Origin of the sequence: Mesorhizobium sp. M0848, assembly GCF_040319805.1 — a bacterium.
Lineage (GTDB): Bacteria > Pseudomonadota > Alphaproteobacteria > Rhizobiales > Rhizobiaceae > Mesorhizobium.
Window position 1 is genome coordinate 201,066 of record NZ_JAMYOM010000001.1, and the last position, 18,877, is coordinate 219,942.

An 18,877-nucleotide genomic window follows, 5' to 3' on the forward strand; every position below is an offset into this window, starting at 1 on the left:
CATGGCCGCGGTCTCCCAAGGCTTCAAGACCGATCTGCTTGGGGCAATCCCAAGTCTGCGCGCGTTCGCCGTGTCGCTGACTCAAAATGCCGATAAAGCCGACGACCTCGTCCAGGAAACGCTCGTCAAGGCTTGGGACAAGCATGAGAGCTTCCAGCCCGGCACCAACCTCAAGGCCTGGCTTTTCACCATCCTGCGCAACGAGTTCTATTCGCAGATGCGCAAGCGCGGGCGCGAAGTGCAGGACAGCGACGGTATCATGACGGCCAGGCTTGCCGTTCATCCGGCTCAGCACGGCCAGCTTGACCTGAAGGATTTTCGTGGGGCGCTGGAACAATTGCCGGAGGACCAACGCGAAGCCATCATCCTCATCGGCGCGTCTGGTTTCTCCTACGAGGAGGCCGCCGAGATCTGCGGTTGCGCGGTGGGGACGATCAAGAGCCGCGTCAGCCGAGCCCGTACGCGCTTGCAGGAGATCCTGAAAATATCAGGCGAGGACGAGTATGGTCCGGACGCAATTTCGGCCCAGGTAACGAGCTCGCCGGCAAGCTGACCGCGATCGTGTCTCAAGCGCGTCCGCAGGCCGCGGCGACCGCTTGCACGAGGTCTTCACCCGAATAGGGTTTGCCGATCAGCCTGACGCCCGGAAACGATGCCTTGATCTCCTCTGCATCCGAATAGCCCGACGCAAACACGAAAGGTATGCCTGCCGCGCGCAGGCCGGAGGCGAAATCGATCGTCGAGACACCGCCCAGCATCAAGTCGACAATGGCTGCATCGAATCGCGTGGCGACCTCGCGGCCATCGACCTCGGTCAGGTCACGGGCGATCACCACCTCATCGGCGCCATGGTCGCGGCAAAGCTGCTCGACATCCATGGCGATCAGAAATTCGTCCTCCAGGACCAGAATCCGCAATCCGTCAAGCAATGTGGGCACAGGCAAAGACTCCTTGAAACGCCGGAGTCATGATCGCTAATTCGCTTGCTGTCATTTAAAAAAGACATGTGGCAAGCGGGCGGAATCTCAATCCTTGCAACGGGAAACGCGCTCCTCCAAGAGCGGGCTTTCGAAGGGGGTCGAAATGTCAGTCCAGAACAATAGCCAATATCCTTGCGAGAACTGCCCATTGCGGCCGTTGCCGATTTTCCGCGATTTCGAAAAACAGGAACTGGCCTTCATCAGCAAATTCAAGAAGGGCGAACTCGCAGTCGAAAAGGGTGGCACGGTGCTGGTGGAGGGAAGCCATAGCGCCCATCTCTACACCGTGCTCTCCGGCTGGGCGTTTCGCTACAAGTTGTTGCGGGACGGCCGCCGCCAAATCCTCAACTATCTCATGCCCGGCGATCTGATCGGCCTGCAAGGCAGTGTGATGGGCGAGATGCAGCATTCCGTGGAGGCACTGTCGCCGATGCTGCTGTGTGTTTTCGAGCGCGAATATCTGCATGAGCTGTACCGCAATCATCCCGGGCTGGCCTATGACATCACCTGGATCGCATCGCGTGAAGAGCGGATGCTGGACGAGAACCTGCTCAGCCTCGGGCGCCGCAGTGCGATCGAGCGCGCTGCCTATCTCATCGCCTTCATCGGCAGCCGCGCCAAGGTCGTTGGACTGAATGGCAGCCAAACTGTCCAGATACCGATCACGCAGCAGCACATTGCCGATACGCTCGGCCTGTCGCTGGTTCACACCAACAAGACGATCCGCAAGCTGATGGATCGCAAGCTGATCGTCTGGCGCGACGGCGGCTGCGTGGTCTCCGACAATGAAGGCCTCAAGCGGCTCGCCGGCTGGGAAGGGCTGGGTGAAGCGCGCCGGCCATTAATCTGAGGAAGCGTCTTTTGCGGGAGCCGACGGACCGGGTGCGCGCCGATGCGTTTTCGGCTACTTTGTCCCCAATGCCGGAACCTTGAGGCGGGCAGCGCGTTTGAAACCAAGCAATCACAAGGAGTTAAGCCATGGCCACTGCCGCAGGAAAGACCGCAAACGACGCCCGTGCAAATGCGGACCTGGAAGCCGACATCAGGCAGTTGAAGGCCGACATCGACAAGCTCACCAAACAACTGGCCAAGACCGGCGAGCATGGTTACGGCACCGCGCGCCGCGCAGCCACGGAAGGGGTCGAGCAGTTGCGTGCGCAGGGCGAAGCAGCCTTTGATAGCCTGCGCAGCAATGCCAAGGACATCGAAGCGCAGATGATGGCAAGTGTACGCGAAAAGCCGGTGACGTCACTGGCGATCGCCGCCGGCGTCGGCTTCCTTTTCGCGCTCATCGCGCGTCGCTAGTCGCGCTTCGGATGGGAATGCTGGCAACCCTGATCTCGGGTCTCGCCTCGGGGGAGACCGTGGCCGCCATATACCGGGCGCGCACGGCGGCAATCGTCTATGTGATCGCCATGGCCGCCGCACTTTGCGGTCTCGGCTTTCTTGTCGGGGCCGCCTATATCTGGACGGCGATGCGCTATGGGCCGCTTGCCGCGGCACTGGGGTTCGGCGTCGGTTTTCTGGTGCTTGCCGGGGTTGTCCTGCTGGTCTACCGGATATCGGCAGGCTCGCGCGCCCGGCGCCGGGCGCGGCGCCGCAATGCCGACATGAAGGCGATCGGCATCACCGCCGCACTCGCCGTGCTGCCGAGCCTGCTTAAGGGAAAAGGCGGTCTCGGCGTCATTCTGGGGCCGGCCGTGGCACTCGCGGCCTACGCCATCTACCGCGAGAACGTGAAATCCGACGATCCGGATGAGAGCGAGCGGAAGTAGAGCTGTTGGGAGGTCACTTCGACAGCTCTTCGAGGGGCATCGATATTTCGGCAAACACGCCTTCCGGCCGGAATTCATGGGTCACTTCGCTGGAAATGACCTTGGCCAGGCTGCGGCGAATGAGGATCGAGCCGAAGCCGTGCCGATCCGGCGGAGCGACTTGCGGGCCGCCGCTTTCGCGCCAGGTCAGCACAAGACGCCGGGCATCCCTCCTGCCTTGCGTCCTCCAGCCGAGGTCGACCCTGCCTGACGGCACCGACAGCGAGCCATATTTCAGCGCGTTGCTGGCGAGTTCATGCAGGATCAGGCCAAGCCCGATGGCCTGGTCGGGCGACAGCAGCAGGTCGTCGCCGGAGATCGTCATGCGCGGCTGCTCGGCCGTTTCGAAAGGTTTGACCTCGATTTGGACGAGTTCACTGATGCCGATGCCACGCCACTCGCGGTCCGACAACAGATTGTGGGCGATGCCCAAGGCCTGAAGCCTGGCGCCGAAGGCCTCGAGGAACTGGCTTGGCTGGTGGGCGTGGCGCACGGTCTGGGTTGCCAGCGCCTGGACGGTCGCCAAAGTGTTCTTGACGCGATGGTTGAGCTCACGCAGCAGCAGCCGTTGCCGTTCGTCGCCGAGCTTGCGCTCGGAGATGTCGTAGTTGACGCCGAAGATCAACGTCGGCTTGCCGTCGCCGTCACGCTCGATCACACGGCCGCGCGTGGCGAGCCAGCGCGGCGGATGAAAGCCCTTCACCCGGTATTCGCCGAAATAGTCGTCGCTGCCGGTCAGGGCGTCGCGAAAGCGGGTTTCGGTCTGGTAGACGTCACGCGGATCGATGGCGGCGAGGATGTCACGTGCGCGCAGCCGGTTGGAGCGGGGCAGGCTGAACAGCTCCGACATCAATGTGTCGCATTCGATGATGTCGGTGCGGATGTCCCATGCCCAACTGGCGAGCGACGCCGCATCGAGTGCGATGGCGCGTCGTTTTTCCTCGCGCACCAGTGCGGCCTCGGCGATCGCGCCGCTGCGGGTTGCATCCTTGAGGGTGAACAGGCTGGCGGCGAGGCTGGCGAGCGCCTTCAACTGGTCGAGCTCGGCGCGGGATGGAAAACCATGCGGCTCGCGGTCGAGCACGCACAGAGTACCGATGCGGGCACCTGCCACGATCATCGGCGCGCCGGCATAGAAGCGGACATGATGTTTTCCGGTGACCAGCCGGTTGGTCTTGAAACGGGGGTCCGTCGTTGCATCCACGACCACCATGGGCTCGTCGCCGGCGGAAATCGCATGGGCGCAAAACGAGACGTCGGCCGCCGTTTCGGTCTCGTCCAGGCCGAAGCAGGATTTGAACCACTGCCGTTCGAGGTCGACGAGTGTGACCAGGGCCATCGGCGCCTGCATCACCGCCGCGGCAAGGCTGCTGACCCGGTCGAAATCGGGGTCGGGCGCCGTATCCAGCATCTCCAACCCGTGCAGCACAGCGAGCCGGTCAACATCCTTGACTGCGCGCGCAACTTCGGCCGGCAGATCGGGTGTTGTTTGCGTCTTGCCAGTCACCCTAATTGCCTCGTCCCGGTCTTCGCCGCCCCATGCTTGCGCTGGTGCAAGGCCAGGGCGCATTTCCGGAACCATCCTAGCGAGGAACCGTTACCCGACCATGATTTGCCGAGCGCGCCAGTTGGTGCAGTATGAGACAGGGATCGAGCATGGCCAAGATCATTCCAGAAAACAAGGCGCGGCAGGGGCGATGGGGCTGGCATGGATTTCGAATCCTGATCGCCGCATTGCTTTTGGTGTTTGCCGCGTGGGGCATTGCCGAGATCTATGGTGTGTTGATCAAGGCGCCAACCAGCGACGAACAGCACGTCCCCACACCGCCGAACACCACCGAGCAGGCTCCTGCTGGTTAAAGCCGGTTTGTTCGTCGCAACGCACCGCATCAGGCGGCTCTCGATTGAGCCGCGCTAGCCGGCACCAGTACATTCAGCGCACCAGGCTGGATTTCGATTACCGTTTCACGGTCAAGTCTGACCAATTCGCCGTCCATGACGGCGCGAAACTTGCGGCTGCTCGAATGGATTTTCAGCACCGTTCTGTTCGTCTGGTGAATTTCGACATGTTCGTTGTCGCGCCATTTGCCGCGCGCCATGTTGAAGAAGAACTTGACCAGCTCGGCGCGCTGCTTCGCCACCGTAACGTAGACGCCAAGCACGCCGCCCGCCGGATTGTCGGCGTAGGGCAAATGGCCTTCACCGAACAAATTGTTGGTGATGCCGATGCCGGTGATGCGTGCCGCCATTTCGGCATCGCCGATGCTGAGCGTCACATTCATCGCAGGTGGATTGTTGATCGTCGCCCAAGCCGCCTTGGCCGAGGCGCGGATCTTTCCCCACCGCGAACCGAATTCCATCTTCTGGCGCAGTTGCACCATCTTCGCATGCATGCCGATCGAGAACTGGTGCACGAAAGGCTGGCCATTGGCCGTCGCCACGTCGACCGCTATGATTTCGCCGTCGGCGAAGGATTTCAGCGCGCCGTCGAGCGACTGCGGGATGCCCAGTCCGCGTGCGAACAGGTTCATGGTGCCGGCCGGCAATATGGCAAGCGCCTTCTTCGTGCCCATCAGCCGGGCGGCTGCGGCGGAAATAGTCCCGTCGCCGCCACCCGCCAGCACGATATCGACCGAGCGACGCGAAGCCGCGCTGTCGAGCGTTTCCACCACGTCCTTGCCGGCGACGATCTCGATGCTGAGCGAGTGACCGGCCGTCTCCAGCGTCTGATGCATCCTGTCGGAGAAAGCGGCGAGGTCGGTGGTACGCAAAGTGCCGCCATCCCGGTTCAGCACCGCTGCGAATTTCATGCCCCGCTCCACCGTGTCAGCCAAAAGCGGCCGGACACCCAGCCTATGGCTGAAACGCGGCGGCGACGGAAAGGTTCCCTTGCCACGGGGTGGCTGCCCGGCGGCGCGATCATTTCTGTGGTTTCGTTTCCCCGACGACAGCGGTTTTGTCGGAACAACAGACTGGTCACAACGTTGTGAACCTGTAGATGCCGCGTCCGATTTTCCAACGAACACGCGGCGCATGAGATCAGGCACGAGGAGAGACTATCATGATCCGCAATCTTTTAGCCACCACCGCACTCGCAACGCTGATCGCCACCGCAGCTCATGCGCAGAGTGCGACGACCCCAGCGCCGGCGCAGAGTCCAGCCGTTCAGGAGTCAAGCGTCGCGACGGTCCGCGCAGAGGGCAGCATCGTCACCAACATCATCGGTGAGTCCGTCTACAACGGCACCGGCGATGACGCCGAGAACATCGGCAAGGTCAGCGACGTCGTCTTCGACAAGGATGGGCAGGCGAAATCCGTTGTCATCGACGTCGGCGGTTTTCTGGGCGTCGGCGCCAAGAGCGTCGCCTTCGACTACGGTAAGCTGCAGTGGGCCGAAAAGAATGGCGACCGCTGGCTGGTAGCCCAGACGACCAAGGACGAGCTGACGGCACAGGCAGAATTCGACAGCAAGCCCTACGCGCCGACCCCGGCGCCTGCCGCATCGACCGACGCGACAGCACCGACGGCACCCGCTACGACGGATACGGCACAAAAGCCGGCCGACATGAACGCCGCACCGGCGGAACCGGTGAAGCGCGCGGATGGTAACCTTGCCACCAACATCATCGGTGAAAATGTCTATAACGGCACCGGCGACGACGCGCAGAATATCGGCGACGTCAACGACATCGTGCTGACCAGGGAAGGCAAGGCCGAGGCCCTTGTCATCGGCGTTGGTGGTTTCCTTGGTCTCGGCGCCAAGAACGTCACCTATGACTTCTCCAAGGCGCAGTGGGCCGAGAAGAATGGCGACCGCTGGCTGGTCGCCCAGACCACCAAGGAAGAGCTGCAGGCGCAGCCGGATTTCGACCGCAAGGCCTATGATCCGGCGCCGGCAACGACGGCTTCCAATGAGCCTGCGGCCACCGCTCCGGCAGCTGTACCCTCTGACACCACGGCTCCTGCTGTCGCTCCGGCAGACAAGACCGCCGAAGCTCCGGCAGCGACGACCCCTGACGCCTCGGCTCCCGACCAGACACAGACTGCCGCCATCGACAAGTCGACGTTGACCGAGATGCCGGTCGGCGAGATTCGTGCCGATGACCTGAAGGGCACGACTGTCTACGGCGCCAACGACGCCAGGGTCGGCGAGATCGGCGATGTCGTGCTTGCGCCCGACAAGAAGGCCGACGCGGTGATCGTCGACGTCGGCGGCTTCCTCGGCATTGGCGAGAAGGAAGTCGCGGTCGGCATGGATAATCTCAAATTCATGACCGACAAGGACGGCAACAAATACCTGTACACGACCTTCACCAAGGAACAGCTCGAGGCTCAAACCGCCTATGACAAGGGCAGCTATGCCGAACAGCGCGATCAGCAGCGCATGATCGTAAGGTAATTCTGTTCAGCCAAATGAAGCCCGCGCTGGCAACAGCGCGGGCTTTATTTATGTGTGGCCAGGTGGCAGGCCAGCGGCATGGCCGACTAGGCCGTTCTCGGTCAATTCGGCCAGTGCCAACGACTGGTCGAGATGTTCGGCCCGCCAGGCGAGCAGCCGTTCGGCGAATTCCAGGCGCACGGTGAGATGACTGGGGTCAGCCGCGAGATTGTCCAGCTCGCCCGGATCGTTTTCCAGATCGAACAGCAGCGGCGGCAGGTTGCCGCCGAAATGCACATACTTGAAATTTTCCGTGCGGATAACGGCGAGGTTGCATTGGCGTGCGGCGATGCCGAAATGGTTTTCGGCCTCGCCCGCGGCAATCGAGCGGAAGTCAAACTCCCAATGCGCGGCATCGCGCCACGCCGCAGGGGTTTCTCCGCTCAGGAACGGCTTCAGCGAGGCGCCGTCGAGATGCGGCGCGGGCTTTTCGCCGAGCAGGTCGAGAAGCGTCGGCAAAATGTCGACCGCTTCGGTGAAGCTGTCGACACTGCCGCCGGCCGCCTTGCCGTGGCGCGGATCGCGAATGATCAGCGGAATGTGATAGCTGCCGTCGAAATAGCCGCCCTTGCCCAGCATGAAATGGTCGCCCATCATCTCGGCATGGTCCGAGGTCAGAAGGATGATGGTGTCGTCCCACGCGCCTGCGGCCTTAACCGCTTGCCAGACGCGACCGAGCTGCGCGTCGACCTCGGAAATCATGCCGTAATAGATCGCGCGGATGCGGCGAAAATCGTCTTCGCTCCAGTCGAGCACCTTGCCTCTGGCGTCTGGGCGGAATTTTATCTGTTTCTGCCGGCCGAGATCATAGGCAAGGTAGGGATGGTTTCCCGCCTCTTCTTGCCAGCTTGCCGCGCGCCGGAAGGCCGCGCCGTCAGCCGGATCGTACATTGTATTGTAGGGCTCCGGCACAATGAAGGGCGGGTGCGGGCTGATGAAGGAAAGATGCGCGAACCACGGCGTGGCGTGCTCCTGTTCGCCAAGCCAACGCGTGAATTCGCCGGTCAGGAAGGCCGCCGGGGTTTGTTGCCCGCAGTAGACGGGCGGCGCGTTGCTGATGGTGGTCCCGGCCACGCCGTCGGCCAGCGGACGGTGGATGTCGGGGGACCCGGCGCTGGCGTCGACACCTTGCAGCTCCAGCCAGGATAGCCATTGCTTCTGGTGCTCCGGCAGCAACTGGCGCACCGTAAAGCCGGGCAGCACGCCTTCATAGCTTTGCAGCCGCGGATCGCCCGGGGCCAGCAGGCGCGGATCGAGCGAGACGTCGGTGTAGCCGAACAGCGTCGGATCATAGCCCAGAGCGCGAGCCGAGAGCGCGATGTTGCCGTGGCGGGCGTCGAGCGGCGTGCCGTTGCGGCAGACGCGGTTGTTCATCTGGTAGAGACCGGTGTAGAGGCAGGCGCGGGCGGGCGAGCAGGGCGCCGCGCCGCCATAGTGCCGCTTGAACAGCACACCCTCCGCGGCCAAAGCGTCGGCATTCGGCGTCTGCACGACCGGATGACCGGCTGCGGACAGACAATCGCCACGCCACTGATCGCATGTGATCAGGAGAATGTTGGGCCGCCTGGCTTTTCCAGTCACTCACGATACCTTTGTCCCGGAATGTCGAATGCCGTTCATGGAAACGAATTCTGGCCACGGCGCAAGCCCGACTCTGCGAGCCAATTGGTGAACGAACTCTGTTCCATCGTTCACTTTTGCGACACAGTCCATTCTGTGTTTGCCGCCTTTGCGTAAACTGCTCTGGTCCTCATATTGGCATGGACAGCGGCGAGGGCCGCACAAGTACCAAGGGAAGGAGCAAGACAATGCTCGACCAGATCAAGGGCCTGCATCACGTCACGTCGATGGCCAGGGATGCCCGCCAGAACAACGATTTCTTCACCAGGAAACTCGGCCAGCGCCGGGTCAAGAAGACTGTCAATTTCGACGCGCCCGACGTCTATCATCTCTATTATGGCAATGAGACCGGCACGCCGGGTTCGGTGATGACCTATTTCCCTTTCCCCGACATCGGCAAGGGCCGGCATGGCGTCGGCGAAGTCGGAACCACCGTCTACTCGGTGCCGGAAGGCACGCTTGCCTATTGGGAAAAACGTTTTGCCGATGAGGGCGTCACCGGCCTCTCGCGCGAAGAGACCTTCGGCGAGAAGCGCCTGGCTTTTGCCGGACCGGATGGTGACGGCTTCGCGCTGGTCGAGGGCAAGGGCGACGGCAGAGCGCCCTGGGCGAAAGGCGGTGTTCCGGTCGACCAGGCGATCCGCGGTTTCCATTCGGTATCGCTCAGGCTGAAGGATGGCGGCGCCACTGAGGAGCTGCTGAAGTTCATGGGCTATGAGGAAGTCGACAAGTCCGGCAATCTCAGGCGGCTGGCGGTGAAGAACGGCAACGGCGCCGATATTATCGACATCGAATCGTTGCCGAGCACGGCCTTCGCCGATCTCGGTGCCGGCTCCGTCCATCACGTCGCCTTCGCGGTCGAGAACCGCGCCAGGCAGCTCGAGGTGCGCAAGGCGTTGATGGACACCGGCTATGGGGTGACGCCGGTGATCGATCGCGACTACTTCTGGGCGATCTACTTCCGCACACCGGGTGGCGTGCTGTTCGAAGTCGCCACCAACGAGCCGGGTTTCGATCGCGACGAGGATACCGCTCATCTGGGCGAAGCGCTGAAGCTGCCGACACAGCACCAGCACCTGCGGCCCTATCTTGAACAGAATCTGCCGAGACTGGAAGGCTGAGGTCATGAGTAAGGACGCTTACATCCACAAGCTGCTGCCCGGTTCGCCGGGCGGCCCATTGCTGTTCGTCTTCCATGGCACTGGAGGCGATGAGAACCAGTTTCTGTCGCTGGGGCGCGATCTCGCGCCCCAGGCAACCATCATCTCGCCGCGCGGTGATGTGTTGGAACAGGGTGCCGCGCGCTTCTTTCGCCGCACCGGCGAGGGCGTCTACGATATGGACGATCTGGCGCGGGCGACGGATAAGATGGCGGGCTTCGTCAAGGCCCATGTCGAAGCAGCGAAGCCGTCATCCGTGCTGGGTCTCGGCTATTCCAACGGCGCCAATGTCCTGGCCTCCGTGGTGTTCGCGATTCCAGCGCTGTTCGACGCGTCGGTGCTGATGCATCCGCTGATCCCGTTCGAGCCGCAGGTCAAGGGCAGCCTCGCCGGCCGCCATATCCTGATGACCGCCGGCAAGCGCGACCCGATCTGTCCGCCGAACCTGACCACGCGGCTCGAGGCCTATTTGCGTGCCGACGGCGCCGATGTCACAGTGGAATGGCACGATGGCGGGCACGAGGTGCGGCCAAACGAGATCGAGGCGGCACGGCGGTTCTTTGCCGATGCTGCCCAAGGAGCATAGCGATGCCTGAACAACTGCCTGAGATCGAACTTGAGGATCGCGGTTCCAAGGGCCGCTATGTCCTGCGTGGACCCGATGGCGCCGAGGCCGAGATGACCTTCACCAAGATCGGTGAGCACCAGATCATCATCGACCACACCGAAGTGCCGGACGTCTTTCGCGGCCAGGGTGCCGGGCTTCGGCTCGTCACCCGCGCCGTCGAGGATGCGCGTGCGGCAGGCAAGAAGATCATCCCGCTCTGCCCGTTCGCCAACGCCCAGTTCCGCCGCCATCAGGAATGGGCCGACGTGCTGAAGCGGTAGGGATTTCGTTGCTTGGAAACGGCGCGGCAAGCGGCTGCCATCCTGCCGGGGCGGCTTTGGCATTTGCGCGGGTGGCGCATCCTGCCTAAGTAGATAGGATATATCCTAGCCGCCGCGCCGACAAACGAACCGAATGATCCCCCAATGACCGAAACCGATCTCGTTCCCGTCTTCGACGGCCACAACGACACGTTGCTCAGACTCTATCAGTCGAAAGACACGGACGTCGAAAAACTGTTCATCGAGGGGAAATCGGGCGGCCATATCGACCTGCCACGCGCGAAAGCCGGCGGCTTCGCCGGGGGCATGTTCGCCATCTTTCCGCCGCCTGTCGAGAAATCCGGGCGCGGCGCCGTGCCCCTGGCGCCGAGCGTCGCCGAACCGCTGCCGCCCGAGGTTCCGCGCAATGAGGCGCTGACCTCGACGATCGCCATGGCCTCGATCCTGTTCAGGCTGGAACGGGCCGGAGCGCTCACCGTCTGCCGTAGCGCCGGCGATGTGCGCAATGCCATGGCGCAAGGTTCGATCGCAGCGGTGTTCCACATCGAAGGGGTCGAGGCGATCGATCCCGAGCTCACCATGCTCGACGTGCTGCATGAAGCCGGCCTGCGCTCGCTCGGCATCGTCTGGAGCCGTCCGAACGCCTTCGGCCACGGCGTGCCGTTCCGCTTCCCGTCCTCGCCCGACACCGGACCCGGCCTGACCGATGCCGGCAAGGCGCTGGTCAAGGCCTGCAACCAGTTGAAGATCATGATCGATCTCTCGCATCTCAACGAGAAGGGCTTTCGCGATGTCGCGGCGCTCAGCGATGCGCCGCTGGTCGCGACCCATTCCAACGTGCACGCGATCTGCGGCCATTCGCGCAACTTGACCGACTGGCAACTCGGCGCGATCCGCGAAACCGGCGGCATGGTCGGGCTGAACTTCGCAACCGGCTTCCTGCGCGAGGACGGTCGCATGAATGCCGACACAAGTCTCGACATCATGGTGCGGCATATCGATTCGCTGCTGCAGGCGCTGGGTGAGGACGGCGTTGGTCTTGGCTCCGATTTCGACGGCGCCATGATCCCGGCCGTCATCGGCGATGTCGCCGGCCTGCCGAAGCTGATCGATGCATTGGCGGCACGCGGTTTCGGCCGCGCACTGATCGAAAAAATCGCCTATCGCAACTGGCTCAATATGCTCGAGAAAACGATAGGTTAGAGACAAGCCTGCGGCATGGCGTGTGCGGCCCGCCGGCATATGTCGACAAGGACATACTTCGTCTGTGGAAGCCGGATGCGATTGGGTGGATGCTGAAGACCTTCACGGATGAGGGCGGGGAATTCGAGCGAACCGATGTCGTCATCGTCGGTGCGGGTTTCACGGGCCTGTCGGCGGCGCTCGAGATGCAGAAGGCCGACATCGATTTCATCCTGCTCGAAGCACGCGACCGCGTGGGCGGACGCGTCGAGTCCCGACTGAACGGACTTGGCGAACGGATCGATAGTGGCGGCCAGTTCCTGTGCGAGGACATGCCGGAATTGATGGCGCTGATCGAGGCGCGCGGCAAGACGCTGGTTGAAACCTACGTCGATGGCGATTTCATCACCCAGCCGACGATGTCCGTACAACGAGCAGAGCGGATCTATGACGCGGCAATGGCAATCCGCGAGCGCATGAACGGGATCGATCCGGACGATGTCTCGATTGCCGGGCTGACCGTTGCCGACTGGCTTGCCCGCCAGCGCGATTCGGCCGATGCCAGGGCCGTCTTCCGTTCGATGATCGAAGGTCTCTGGTGCATGGCGCTGGATCAGATTCCTCTCTGGTATCTGATCGACAATGACCGACGCGTCACCAACGAGGTGCCAGAGCTGCAATATTTCGTGCGTGAAACCATGCATTCGCTGGCCGACGATCTGGCCCGCGACCTTGGCGATCGGCTGCGGCTCAATGAGCCGGTCACGCGCATCGAGCACAGTTCGCAAGGTGTTCTTGTCGTTTCGGCCGGAGGTGCCATCGAGGCGTGCACGGTTCTGGTTGCCGTCCCGCCGGCGACGGTGACGGAGCTCGCCTTTGCCCCCGCCTTGCCAGCCGGACTGGGGCGGGCGCTCGGAGCCTGGAAAAGCGGCGCGGCTATCAAGATCCTGGTGCGCTATGCCAAACCGTTTTGGCGCGGGGGGGATTTGAACGGCATGGTGATGTGGCTCGATCCGCCGGGACTGTTTGCCTGCGACGCCGGCAAGGATGTGGAGCATGCCGCGCTCGTCGTGTTCGTCGGCGGGCCGCTCGCGCTGCGCTGGCGCGACCTCGGCGAGCCGGAACTGCGTGCGGAGGTGACCGGCCGGTTGGAGGCAGCCCTTGGCCCGAGTGCCGGCGACGTCATCGATTTTAGTTTGCGTGACTGGGTAGGAGATCGCTGGAGCGGCGGCGCGTACAGCGATCTTGTTGTCGACGTGACAGCAAGAGATGCCGAGCGAACGATCCTTGCCGGCGCACCCCCGGTGTATCTCGCCTGTTCAGAACTCTCGCCGTCGTTTCCGGGGTATGTCGAGGGCGCTATCATTGCCGGGCGTATCGCCGCGCACAAGATCATTGCCGAGCTTCAAGCTCCGGCCTGAGCCTGGTCTTTCGAAAAACTGTTTGGCAAGATCGGTCAGGTTGCGCCTCGAGCCCGAGCGCCGTCGAAGCCATGCCCGATTTTGCCCGACTTCGCCCGAAATGCTGTTTCGAATTCGTTACAGTGCCAGTCCTTCGCCACCTCATCGCCGTTACAAAGTGCGGATAAGTTCATTTCACCGCCAAAAGAAACTCAGCGAAGGGGAACGCAATGCATGCGAAAATCCAGACGATCCGCGGCGAGAGCCGCTTTCAGGCTCCAGAGCGCAATGACCGCCGTCCGAAACTGGCGCTGCGCCAGCGGGCCAGCGACCACCCCATGGCGATGTTCATGGTGCTGGCTGCTTGCGCCTTCGTCGGCATGGCGTTCACGCCGACAATCGGGCCGGCCTTCGCTTCGTTGAATCCGCCGTCCAATCTCATCGACGGCGCGCAGACGACGACCAGGACCGCGCGTCTGCCGGTGCCGGTGACCGACTTCGCCTGCAAGGGCCAGGCATGGGGTGCCGAGAGTATCGATTGCCTGCGCGCCATCGCCGAACAGTCCGGAACACACAAGAGCCGCGCCATCCGCATGATCGCCAATGCCGCACCCTTGGCCGATGCGCCGAATATTTTCTGATTTGTCGAAGCATGATCCGAAACCGTTCCCGCTTTGGGATCATGCTCTGGACTCCCCGAGCGCTCCCTCCAGCGCGCTCTTCTTCGGCCCCCGCCCCCGGGGCCTTTTTTTATCCTTTCAGGGCCGCCTGTTCGGCAATGGCGGACAGCACACTGCGCACATCCAAAGTGCTGAACGGCTTTTCCAGGATCTGCGGCCGCTGCTGTGCCGGCAGCGCCTCGATTTCGGCTTTCGCACCGATCAGGTCGCCTGTGACCAGCACGAAACGCCGTGCCAGATCAGGCTTTTCGGTGAGCAACTCGCGATAGATCGATATGCCGCTAACGCCGGGCATGCGCAGGTCCGAAAAGACGATGTCCGGCGGCATGTGGCCGCTCAAAGTGGCGGCGCCCGTTTCCCAGACAGGAACGATCCGTGACTTGATGCCCATCAGTTCGAGAATGTCGGAGAGCGAGCCGGCGACATCCGGCTCGTCGTCGATGATCAAGGCATGGCGCAGGCCGCTCGATCGCGGCTGGTTCTCGCCGGCGGTGGCGAGGCCGGCCACGATGGCCGGCAGCTGGACGACGAAGCGCGCGCCTCTCGGGAGCACTTCCTCGAACCAGACATTGCCATTGTGCCGCTCGATGATCGATTTCGAGATCGACAGGCCGATGCCGGTGCCGACACCGACCGGTTTGGTGGTGAAATAGGATTCGAAGATGCGGCCGCGGATCGCTTCCGGCACGCCGGGCCCATTGTCCTCGACCGAGAAGCAGGGATGACCGCGGTCGCTGCGGAACGTCCGCACCTTGATCAGCCGGTCGCCGGCAATGCCGGCCAAGGCGTGCTGGCTGTTGATGAGGAAATTGGCCGCCACCTGCGTCACGTGGTCGGCGTCGGCCATGGCCAGCAGCGGGCCGGCGGCGAAATCGGTGTCGATGACGATGCCGCTTGAGCGCGCACCATAAGCGGTCACTTCGAGTGCCGACCGGATCACTTGGTTGAGGTCGGTCTCGGCCTGTGCCGCCGGATGGAGGCGGACCATCGACAGGAAGCTCTTGACGATCCGGCCGCAGCGCTCGGCCGCGGCGCGCACCTTCTCGGCGCGCACCTTGGTCTGCGGATCGGAAGCGAATTCGTGCAGCAGCGTCGATTGCGCCACAACCACTGCCAGGGGATTGTTGAGCTCGTGCGAGACGCCGGCCAGCAACGAACCCATCGCCGCCATCTTCTCGTTCTGGTGCAGCTTCTCGCGCTGCCGGCCGATCTCCTCCTCGGCGCGCAATTTGTCGCGCAGGTCGCGGATGGAGCCGAAGATCAGGCGGCGGTCGGCAACCCGCATCTCGGTCGCCGTCAGCTCGATCGGGAACACTTCGCCGGCGGCATTCTGGGTCACCGTCTCGAGCCGTTGGCCGACCATCGGCGCGCCGCGGCCGGACATGTATTCGGCCCCCGAAGCATAGCCCTTGCGGTAGTAGATAGGCACGATCGTATCGAGCAGGTCCTTGCCGAGGATGTCGCTGCGCTGGAAGCCGAACATCTTCTCGGCGGCCGGATTGAATTCGATGATCGAGCCGGTCTCGTCGATGACGACGATGGCGTCGAGCGAGGCCTGCAGCATGGTGCGGCGAATGACCTCGCTGGCGTGGGCGTCGGAGGGCGAGCGCTCGATGGCGTCGCCGATAGCCAGGGCGATGATGTGCAGCGTCGCCTCTTCCTCGTCGGTCCATGCACGCTCGCTGACGCAGTCATTGACCGCCAGCGTGCCCCAGAGATGGCCATGCGCGAAGACCGACACCGAGAGGAACGATTTAATGTCCTGCTTCTCGAAATCGGTCCTCAGGAAGCCTTCGAGGTCGCGCGTATGGCCGGCGAAGATCTTGCCTTGCCGTTCGTCCTCGGCCAGCCGCTCCAGCAGCGGGTCCGAATTGACGATCGATTGCATGATGACGGTCGGCGATGCCAGTTCGCCGCCAAAAAGAGGGTCGATCCAATAGGCGGCGACGGATTGGGCGAAGCCCTGGCCGGACAGTTCGCGCAAGCGAAACAGGATCCCGCGCTGGCAATCCATGGCCCGGCAGAGCGTTTCCAGTATGCCGTCCATCTCGCGCTGCCAGTCGCCGGCCTCGCGAAGCCGGCGAACGACGCGCACGGCCGCCATCGCCGCGCCCTGCCTGAACCCTTGCATATCGGTGCTTGCTGCTTCAGCGATCATCTTGTGCCGTCATTCCGGAGTCGCGCCAATTCGGAGTCGTGCCAATTTCGGCTGGCGAGCAACCGAATCCTTCTGGCTCGGAGCTCAGTTCCCGTCGCCGGCCGGCAGCGAGAAGATATAGCCCTCGCCGCGCACCGTGCGCAGGAATTTCGGATTGGCGGGATCGGCCTCGATCTTTTTGCGTAGCCGCATGATGCGAATGTCGACCGCGCGTGACGATTCCGGATCTTCAGTGAAACCGATCGCCTCGGAGATAGCGGCGCGCGTCAGCAGCCGGTTGGCGCGGGTGAGGAAAATCTCCAGCACGTCGAACTCGCTCTTGGCCATGTCGATCACCGCGCCATTGGCGCCGGTGAGCAGTCTGCCGTCGAGATCGGCCTGAAAGGGGCCGAAGGCAACGGAACGGCGATCCGTCCCGGCCTTGTTGTCCTGGAGCTCCTTCGGCTGGGGAACCCGGCGCAACACGCTGCGCACCCTGGCCAGCACTTCGCGCAATTCGTAGGGCTTGACGATGTAGTCGTCGGCACCGAGTTCCAGCCCGACGATGCGGTCGAGCGCGGTGCCGGCCGCGGTCGCATAGATGATGCCGATCGGCAGTTTCGAACGCAGCCAGCGGCCGAGCGAGAGGCCGTCCTCGCCGGGCATGGCGATGTCGAGAATGGCGAGATGAAACGATTGCGTTTCAACGAGGCTGCGCGCCGCGGCAGCACTTTCAGCGGTGGCCACGTCATAGCCGGATGCGCCAAGATATTCTGCGACCGCGTCCCTGAGGTCGGGCTCATCCTCGACGATGACAATTCTTGCCCGCACGATGCTTTCGCTCCCACTTTCAGTGGAAAGTAGATTGGGTATAAACATCATGTCCAGCACTCATATCCGGGTTGCCAGGGAACGGTTGGAAAAGATGGCCGCACGATCCGTTATTGCGCTCGTTTCGGTAGCCGAAGTGGTGGCGACCGAACTCGCCGACCATCTCGAGCGGCGCGGCCACGATGTGCATCAGGCACGTCAGCCCTGGGAGGCCGAATCGCTGCTGTCGGGAAAGGGCATCGACGTCGTCGTCGTCGGCGACAGCCTCAGCCAGGCGGAGGGGCGGGACCTGCTCAGACGTTATGGCGGCCAAGGAGGAGGCGGCGAGGGCGGACCGGATTTTATCCTCATCTGCCGGCCGGCCGATCTTGTCGACAAGGTGCTGGCGCTGGAGCTTGGTGCGGCCGACGTCGTCGAGAGCCCGCTCAATGTCCGTGAACTGGCCGCCCGTGTCGGCGGCCTGCTTTCGCGTCGCGGCAGGGGCACCCAGGAACTGATCGTGCTGGAGAACGCGACCGTCGATCTGAGATCGGCCATGGTCATGCATCGCTCCGGCTCCGAGGAACAGCTTTCGCCCGGCCAGGTGGCGCTGCTCAGGTTGTTCCTGGCCAGTCCGCGCAAGGTGCTGACGCGTGACGACATCATCGCCGCGGCACCGGCCGAAAACGCCGACGCCTTCGATCGTTCGATCGATTCGCGCATCGTGCGGCTGCGCCGCAAGCTCGACACCGACACCATCACCACAATACGTGGAGCCGGCTATCGGTTCGATCCGCCGCGGCAATTCGCCGACTGACTGCCGGGTACTGGCGCAATCCCTTTTTTCGGGCATCGGATTTTCCATCTCTGGGCCCGATGCTCCTGATACTCAGCGTACCAGCAGAAGCGATGGCCCCACCGGCATGTCACTGCCCATGGTGAGTTCGCTTGCATGGGCGCGGTCCCTGAGAAGCATGGTGGCAAGACCGGCAAAGCCGAGCAGGCCTTGGGCGTAAAGCAGTGCGGACAGCACCGAAGCAGCGAATTTCGTTTTCATCGTCGCAGTTCCCCAAAAATGCCAATTCCCTAGAAATGAACCTGTTGCGGGTCGCTTCAGGATACCCCCGAAGTGCCCGCGCCGCCCACGGAGCCCCCCGTCGCGGCGCGGGCCTTCGGTCCTCTCGGCAGCAAGTTGCCGGAGGCGCCGCGCAAACCCGTCAGCCTAAGGCCGACCCGCCAGAGGGCCTTGAGCCGGGCGATGCGCAGGCTGGAAACAATCCAGACCGTGGCGAAAAACAGTGCGGCATGCAGCGTCGAAATCTCGCCTGATGTCATCGCGCCGAGGCTTGTCAGCGGGGTGCCGGCAACCGTGCCGACGCCGCCGATGACCGCTGCCGCGATGCTGATCCTGAGAAGCCAGGACAGCGCGTTCGATTTCGTTCCCATGTTCGTTACCGGCTGTTTTCGTTGCGTCAACTTTGCTCGCGGCCCGTATCCGGATCATGCCGCTAGGAGCCGCGCTTTGTTGCAAGTTGGTTTCGATGCCGACGGCTGTTCTTTCACATGACGCCGATTCGCACTTTCGTTTGGGGGCGGATACTCATGTTCCCGACTCTTGGTCTTGGCTGGGCGGGCCTGCCGAGCCTGTTCTAGCCAGGCTTAGAAGGAGGCGTTTGTTAACCAGTGGAAACAGATTCGAAACAGAAGTGAGCATTTTGCGAAATCTCCTCGAAACATGAGGTTGGGATAAGCGGCCATCGAATTGGAG

21 protein-coding genes are annotated in these 18,877 nt (G+C 62.9%); 13 read left to right on the forward strand and 8 right to left on the reverse strand.

Annotated features, from left to right (window positions below; translation table 11 throughout):
• Position 1: 1 nt before the first annotated feature.
• The gene (locus tag NKH95_RS01065; RefSeq protein ID WP_013529285.1) at positions 2-553 is read left to right on the forward strand and encodes an RNA polymerase sigma factor; all 552 of its coding nucleotides are present in this window, start codon (positions 2-4) and stop codon (positions 551-553) included.
• Between the two features lie 13 nt (positions 554-566).
• Here the strand turns inward: NKH95_RS01065 and NKH95_RS01070 are convergent, their stop codons facing one another.
• Positions 567-878 carry a response regulator gene (locus tag NKH95_RS01070; protein WP_050592687.1) on the reverse strand — a complete coding sequence of 104 codons (312 nt, stop codon included), beginning with the start codon at positions 876-878 and terminating at the stop codon, positions 567-569.
• A 205-nt stretch (positions 879-1,083) separates the two neighbouring features.
• Here NKH95_RS01070 and NKH95_RS01075 point away from each other — a divergent pair, with 205 nt between their 5' ends.
• The 3 genes from NKH95_RS01075 (at position 1,084) to NKH95_RS01085 (ending at position 2,755) form a co-directional block, all read left to right on the forward strand.
• Entirely contained in the window at positions 1,084-1,830 is a 747-nt protein-coding gene (locus tag NKH95_RS01075; RefSeq protein WP_352890610.1) for a Crp/Fnr family transcriptional regulator, read from the forward strand.
• 128 nt (positions 1,831-1,958) lie between these two features.
• Positions 1,959-2,285 carry an ElaB/YgaM/YqjD family protein gene (locus NKH95_RS01080; RefSeq protein ID WP_023811001.1) on the forward strand — a complete coding sequence of 109 codons (327 nt, stop codon included), beginning with the start codon at positions 1,959-1,961 and terminating at the stop codon, positions 2,283-2,285.
• Between the two features lie 11 nt (positions 2,286-2,296).
• Positions 2,297-2,755, forward strand: coding sequence for a hypothetical protein (locus tag NKH95_RS01085; protein ID WP_352442049.1), 459 nt, complete (start codon positions 2,297-2,299; stop codon positions 2,753-2,755).
• A gap of 13 nt (positions 2,756-2,768) precedes the next feature.
• Here the strand turns inward: NKH95_RS01085 and NKH95_RS01090 are convergent, their stop codons facing one another.
• Positions 2,769-4,301 (reverse strand): sensor histidine kinase, encoded by a 1,533-nt coding sequence (locus NKH95_RS01090; RefSeq protein WP_352866926.1) that lies wholly within the window; start codon positions 4,299-4,301, stop codon positions 2,769-2,771.
• Between the two features lie 149 nt (positions 4,302-4,450).
• Here NKH95_RS01090 and NKH95_RS01095 point away from each other — a divergent pair, with 149 nt between their 5' ends.
• Positions 4,451-4,654, forward strand: a complete 204-nt coding sequence (locus NKH95_RS01095) for a hypothetical protein (protein WP_352611794.1) — start codon at positions 4,451-4,453, stop codon at positions 4,652-4,654.
• Positions 4,655-4,683: 29 nt separating this feature from the next.
• Here NKH95_RS01095 and NKH95_RS01100 read toward each other — a convergent pair whose 3' ends face one another.
• Positions 4,684-5,604 (reverse strand): diacylglycerol/lipid kinase family protein, encoded by a 921-nt coding sequence (locus NKH95_RS01100; RefSeq protein WP_352611795.1) that lies wholly within the window; start codon positions 5,602-5,604, stop codon positions 4,684-4,686.
• Positions 5,605-5,855: 251 nt separating this feature from the next.
• Between NKH95_RS01100 and NKH95_RS01105 the strand changes: the two genes are divergently transcribed.
• Positions 5,856-7,193: a PRC-barrel domain-containing protein gene (locus NKH95_RS01105; RefSeq protein WP_352890613.1), complete on the forward strand. Its 1,338-nt coding sequence runs from the start codon at positions 5,856-5,858 to the stop codon at positions 7,191-7,193.
• Positions 7,194-7,241: 48 nt separating this feature from the next.
• Here the strand turns inward: NKH95_RS01105 and NKH95_RS01110 are convergent, their stop codons facing one another.
• Entirely contained in the window at positions 7,242-8,813 is a 1,572-nt protein-coding gene (locus tag NKH95_RS01110) for an alkaline phosphatase family protein (protein ID WP_352890615.1), read from the reverse strand.
• 227 nt (positions 8,814-9,040) lie between these two features.
• Here NKH95_RS01110 and NKH95_RS01115 point away from each other — a divergent pair, with 227 nt between their 5' ends.
• From NKH95_RS01115 to NKH95_RS01140, 6 genes are all read left to right on the forward strand, one after another.
• Positions 9,041-9,973 (forward strand): VOC family protein, encoded by a 933-nt coding sequence (locus NKH95_RS01115; RefSeq protein ID WP_352629272.1) that lies wholly within the window; start codon positions 9,041-9,043, stop codon positions 9,971-9,973.
• A 4-nt stretch (positions 9,974-9,977) separates the two neighbouring features.
• Positions 9,978-10,598, forward strand: a complete 621-nt coding sequence (locus NKH95_RS01120; protein WP_352629274.1) for an alpha/beta hydrolase — start codon at positions 9,978-9,980, stop codon at positions 10,596-10,598.
• Between the two features lie 2 nt (positions 10,599-10,600).
• Positions 10,601-10,900 (forward strand): GNAT family N-acetyltransferase, encoded by a 300-nt coding sequence (locus NKH95_RS01125; protein ID WP_023811010.1) that lies wholly within the window; start codon positions 10,601-10,603, stop codon positions 10,898-10,900.
• A gap of 144 nt (positions 10,901-11,044) precedes the next feature.
• Positions 11,045-12,103, forward strand: coding sequence for a dipeptidase (locus NKH95_RS01130; RefSeq protein ID WP_352629279.1), 1,059 nt, complete (start codon positions 11,045-11,047; stop codon positions 12,101-12,103).
• An 89-nt stretch (positions 12,104-12,192) separates the two neighbouring features.
• Positions 12,193-13,503: a flavin monoamine oxidase family protein gene (locus NKH95_RS01135; RefSeq protein WP_352890619.1), complete on the forward strand. Its 1,311-nt coding sequence runs from the start codon at positions 12,193-12,195 to the stop codon at positions 13,501-13,503.
• 209 nt (positions 13,504-13,712) lie between these two features.
• A complete protein-coding gene (locus NKH95_RS01140; protein ID WP_352890621.1) occupies positions 13,713-14,123 on the forward strand; it encodes a hypothetical protein in 411 nt (136 codons plus the stop codon).
• A 109-nt stretch (positions 14,124-14,232) separates the two neighbouring features.
• Here the strand turns inward: NKH95_RS01140 and NKH95_RS01145 are convergent, their stop codons facing one another.
• Together NKH95_RS01145 and NKH95_RS01150 are read right to left on the reverse strand one after the other, a co-directional pair.
• The gene (locus NKH95_RS01145) at positions 14,233-16,320 is read right to left on the reverse strand and encodes an ATP-binding protein (protein WP_352890623.1); all 2,088 of its coding nucleotides are present in this window, start codon (positions 16,318-16,320) and stop codon (positions 14,233-14,235) included.
• Positions 16,321-16,404: 84 nt separating this feature from the next.
• Positions 16,405-17,178: a response regulator gene (locus NKH95_RS01150; RefSeq protein ID WP_352890855.1), complete on the reverse strand. Its 774-nt coding sequence runs from the start codon at positions 17,176-17,178 to the stop codon at positions 16,405-16,407.
• 46 nt (positions 17,179-17,224) lie between these two features.
• Between NKH95_RS01150 and NKH95_RS01155 the strand changes: the two genes are divergently transcribed.
• Entirely contained in the window at positions 17,225-17,926 is a 702-nt protein-coding gene (locus tag NKH95_RS01155; RefSeq protein ID WP_127271440.1) for a response regulator transcription factor, read from the forward strand.
• 72 nt (positions 17,927-17,998) lie between these two features.
• Here the strand turns inward: NKH95_RS01155 and NKH95_RS01160 are convergent, their stop codons facing one another.
• Both NKH95_RS01160 and NKH95_RS01165 read right to left on the reverse strand, forming a co-directional pair.
• Complete coding sequence (locus tag NKH95_RS01160) at positions 17,999-18,166, reverse strand: hypothetical protein (RefSeq protein WP_023811016.1); 168 nt, start codon at positions 18,164-18,166, stop codon at positions 17,999-18,001.
• Positions 18,167-18,222: 56 nt separating this feature from the next.
• Complete coding sequence (locus NKH95_RS01165; RefSeq protein ID WP_023811017.1) at positions 18,223-18,555, reverse strand: hypothetical protein; 333 nt, start codon at positions 18,553-18,555, stop codon at positions 18,223-18,225.
• Between the last annotated feature and the right edge of the window lie 322 nt (positions 18,556-18,877).

What these genes read in the sequence shown, in the direction of transcription:
- NKH95_RS01065 (WP_013529285.1), top strand. Translation starts at nt 2, where the DNA reads ATGGCCGCGGTCTCCCAAGGCTTCAAGACCGATCTGCTTGGGGCAATC.
- NKH95_RS01070 (WP_050592687.1), bottom strand. Translation starts at nt 878, where the DNA reads ATGGATGTCGAGCAGCTTTGCCGCGACCATGGCGCCGATGAGGTGGTG.
- NKH95_RS01075 (WP_352890610.1), top strand. Translation starts at nt 1,084, where the DNA reads ATGTCAGTCCAGAACAATAGCCAATATCCTTGCGAGAACTGCCCATTG.
- NKH95_RS01080 (WP_023811001.1), top strand. Translation starts at nt 1,959, where the DNA reads ATGGCCACTGCCGCAGGAAAGACCGCAAACGACGCCCGTGCAAATGCG.
- NKH95_RS01085 (WP_352442049.1), top strand. Translation starts at nt 2,297, where the DNA reads ATGGGAATGCTGGCAACCCTGATCTCGGGTCTCGCCTCGGGGGAGACC.
- NKH95_RS01095 (WP_352611794.1), top strand. Translation starts at nt 4,451, where the DNA reads ATGGCCAAGATCATTCCAGAAAACAAGGCGCGGCAGGGGCGATGGGGC.
- NKH95_RS01100 (WP_352611795.1), bottom strand. Translation starts at nt 5,604, where the DNA reads ATGAAATTCGCAGCGGTGCTGAACCGGGATGGCGGCACTTTGCGTACC.
- NKH95_RS01105 (WP_352890613.1), top strand. Translation starts at nt 5,856, where the DNA reads ATGATCCGCAATCTTTTAGCCACCACCGCACTCGCAACGCTGATCGCC.
- NKH95_RS01115 (WP_352629272.1), top strand. Translation starts at nt 9,041, where the DNA reads ATGCTCGACCAGATCAAGGGCCTGCATCACGTCACGTCGATGGCCAGG.
- NKH95_RS01120 (WP_352629274.1), top strand. Translation starts at nt 9,978, where the DNA reads ATGAGTAAGGACGCTTACATCCACAAGCTGCTGCCCGGTTCGCCGGGC.
- NKH95_RS01125 (WP_023811010.1), top strand. Translation starts at nt 10,601, where the DNA reads ATGCCTGAACAACTGCCTGAGATCGAACTTGAGGATCGCGGTTCCAAG.
- NKH95_RS01130 (WP_352629279.1), top strand. Translation starts at nt 11,045, where the DNA reads ATGACCGAAACCGATCTCGTTCCCGTCTTCGACGGCCACAACGACACG.
- NKH95_RS01135 (WP_352890619.1), top strand. Translation starts at nt 12,193, where the DNA reads ATGCTGAAGACCTTCACGGATGAGGGCGGGGAATTCGAGCGAACCGAT.
- NKH95_RS01140 (WP_352890621.1), top strand. Translation starts at nt 13,713, where the DNA reads ATGCATGCGAAAATCCAGACGATCCGCGGCGAGAGCCGCTTTCAGGCT.
- NKH95_RS01145 (WP_352890623.1), bottom strand. Translation starts at nt 16,320, where the DNA reads ATGATCGCTGAAGCAGCAAGCACCGATATGCAAGGGTTCAGGCAGGGC.
- NKH95_RS01150 (WP_352890855.1), bottom strand. Translation starts at nt 17,178, where the DNA reads ATGTTTATACCCAATCTACTTTCCACTGAAAGTGGGAGCGAAAGCATC.
- NKH95_RS01155 (WP_127271440.1), top strand. Translation starts at nt 17,225, where the DNA reads ATGGCCGCACGATCCGTTATTGCGCTCGTTTCGGTAGCCGAAGTGGTG.
- NKH95_RS01160 (WP_023811016.1), bottom strand. Translation starts at nt 18,166, where the DNA reads ATGAAAACGAAATTCGCTGCTTCGGTGCTGTCCGCACTGCTTTACGCC.
- NKH95_RS01165 (WP_023811017.1), bottom strand. Translation starts at nt 18,555, where the DNA reads ATGGGAACGAAATCGAACGCGCTGTCCTGGCTTCTCAGGATCAGCATC.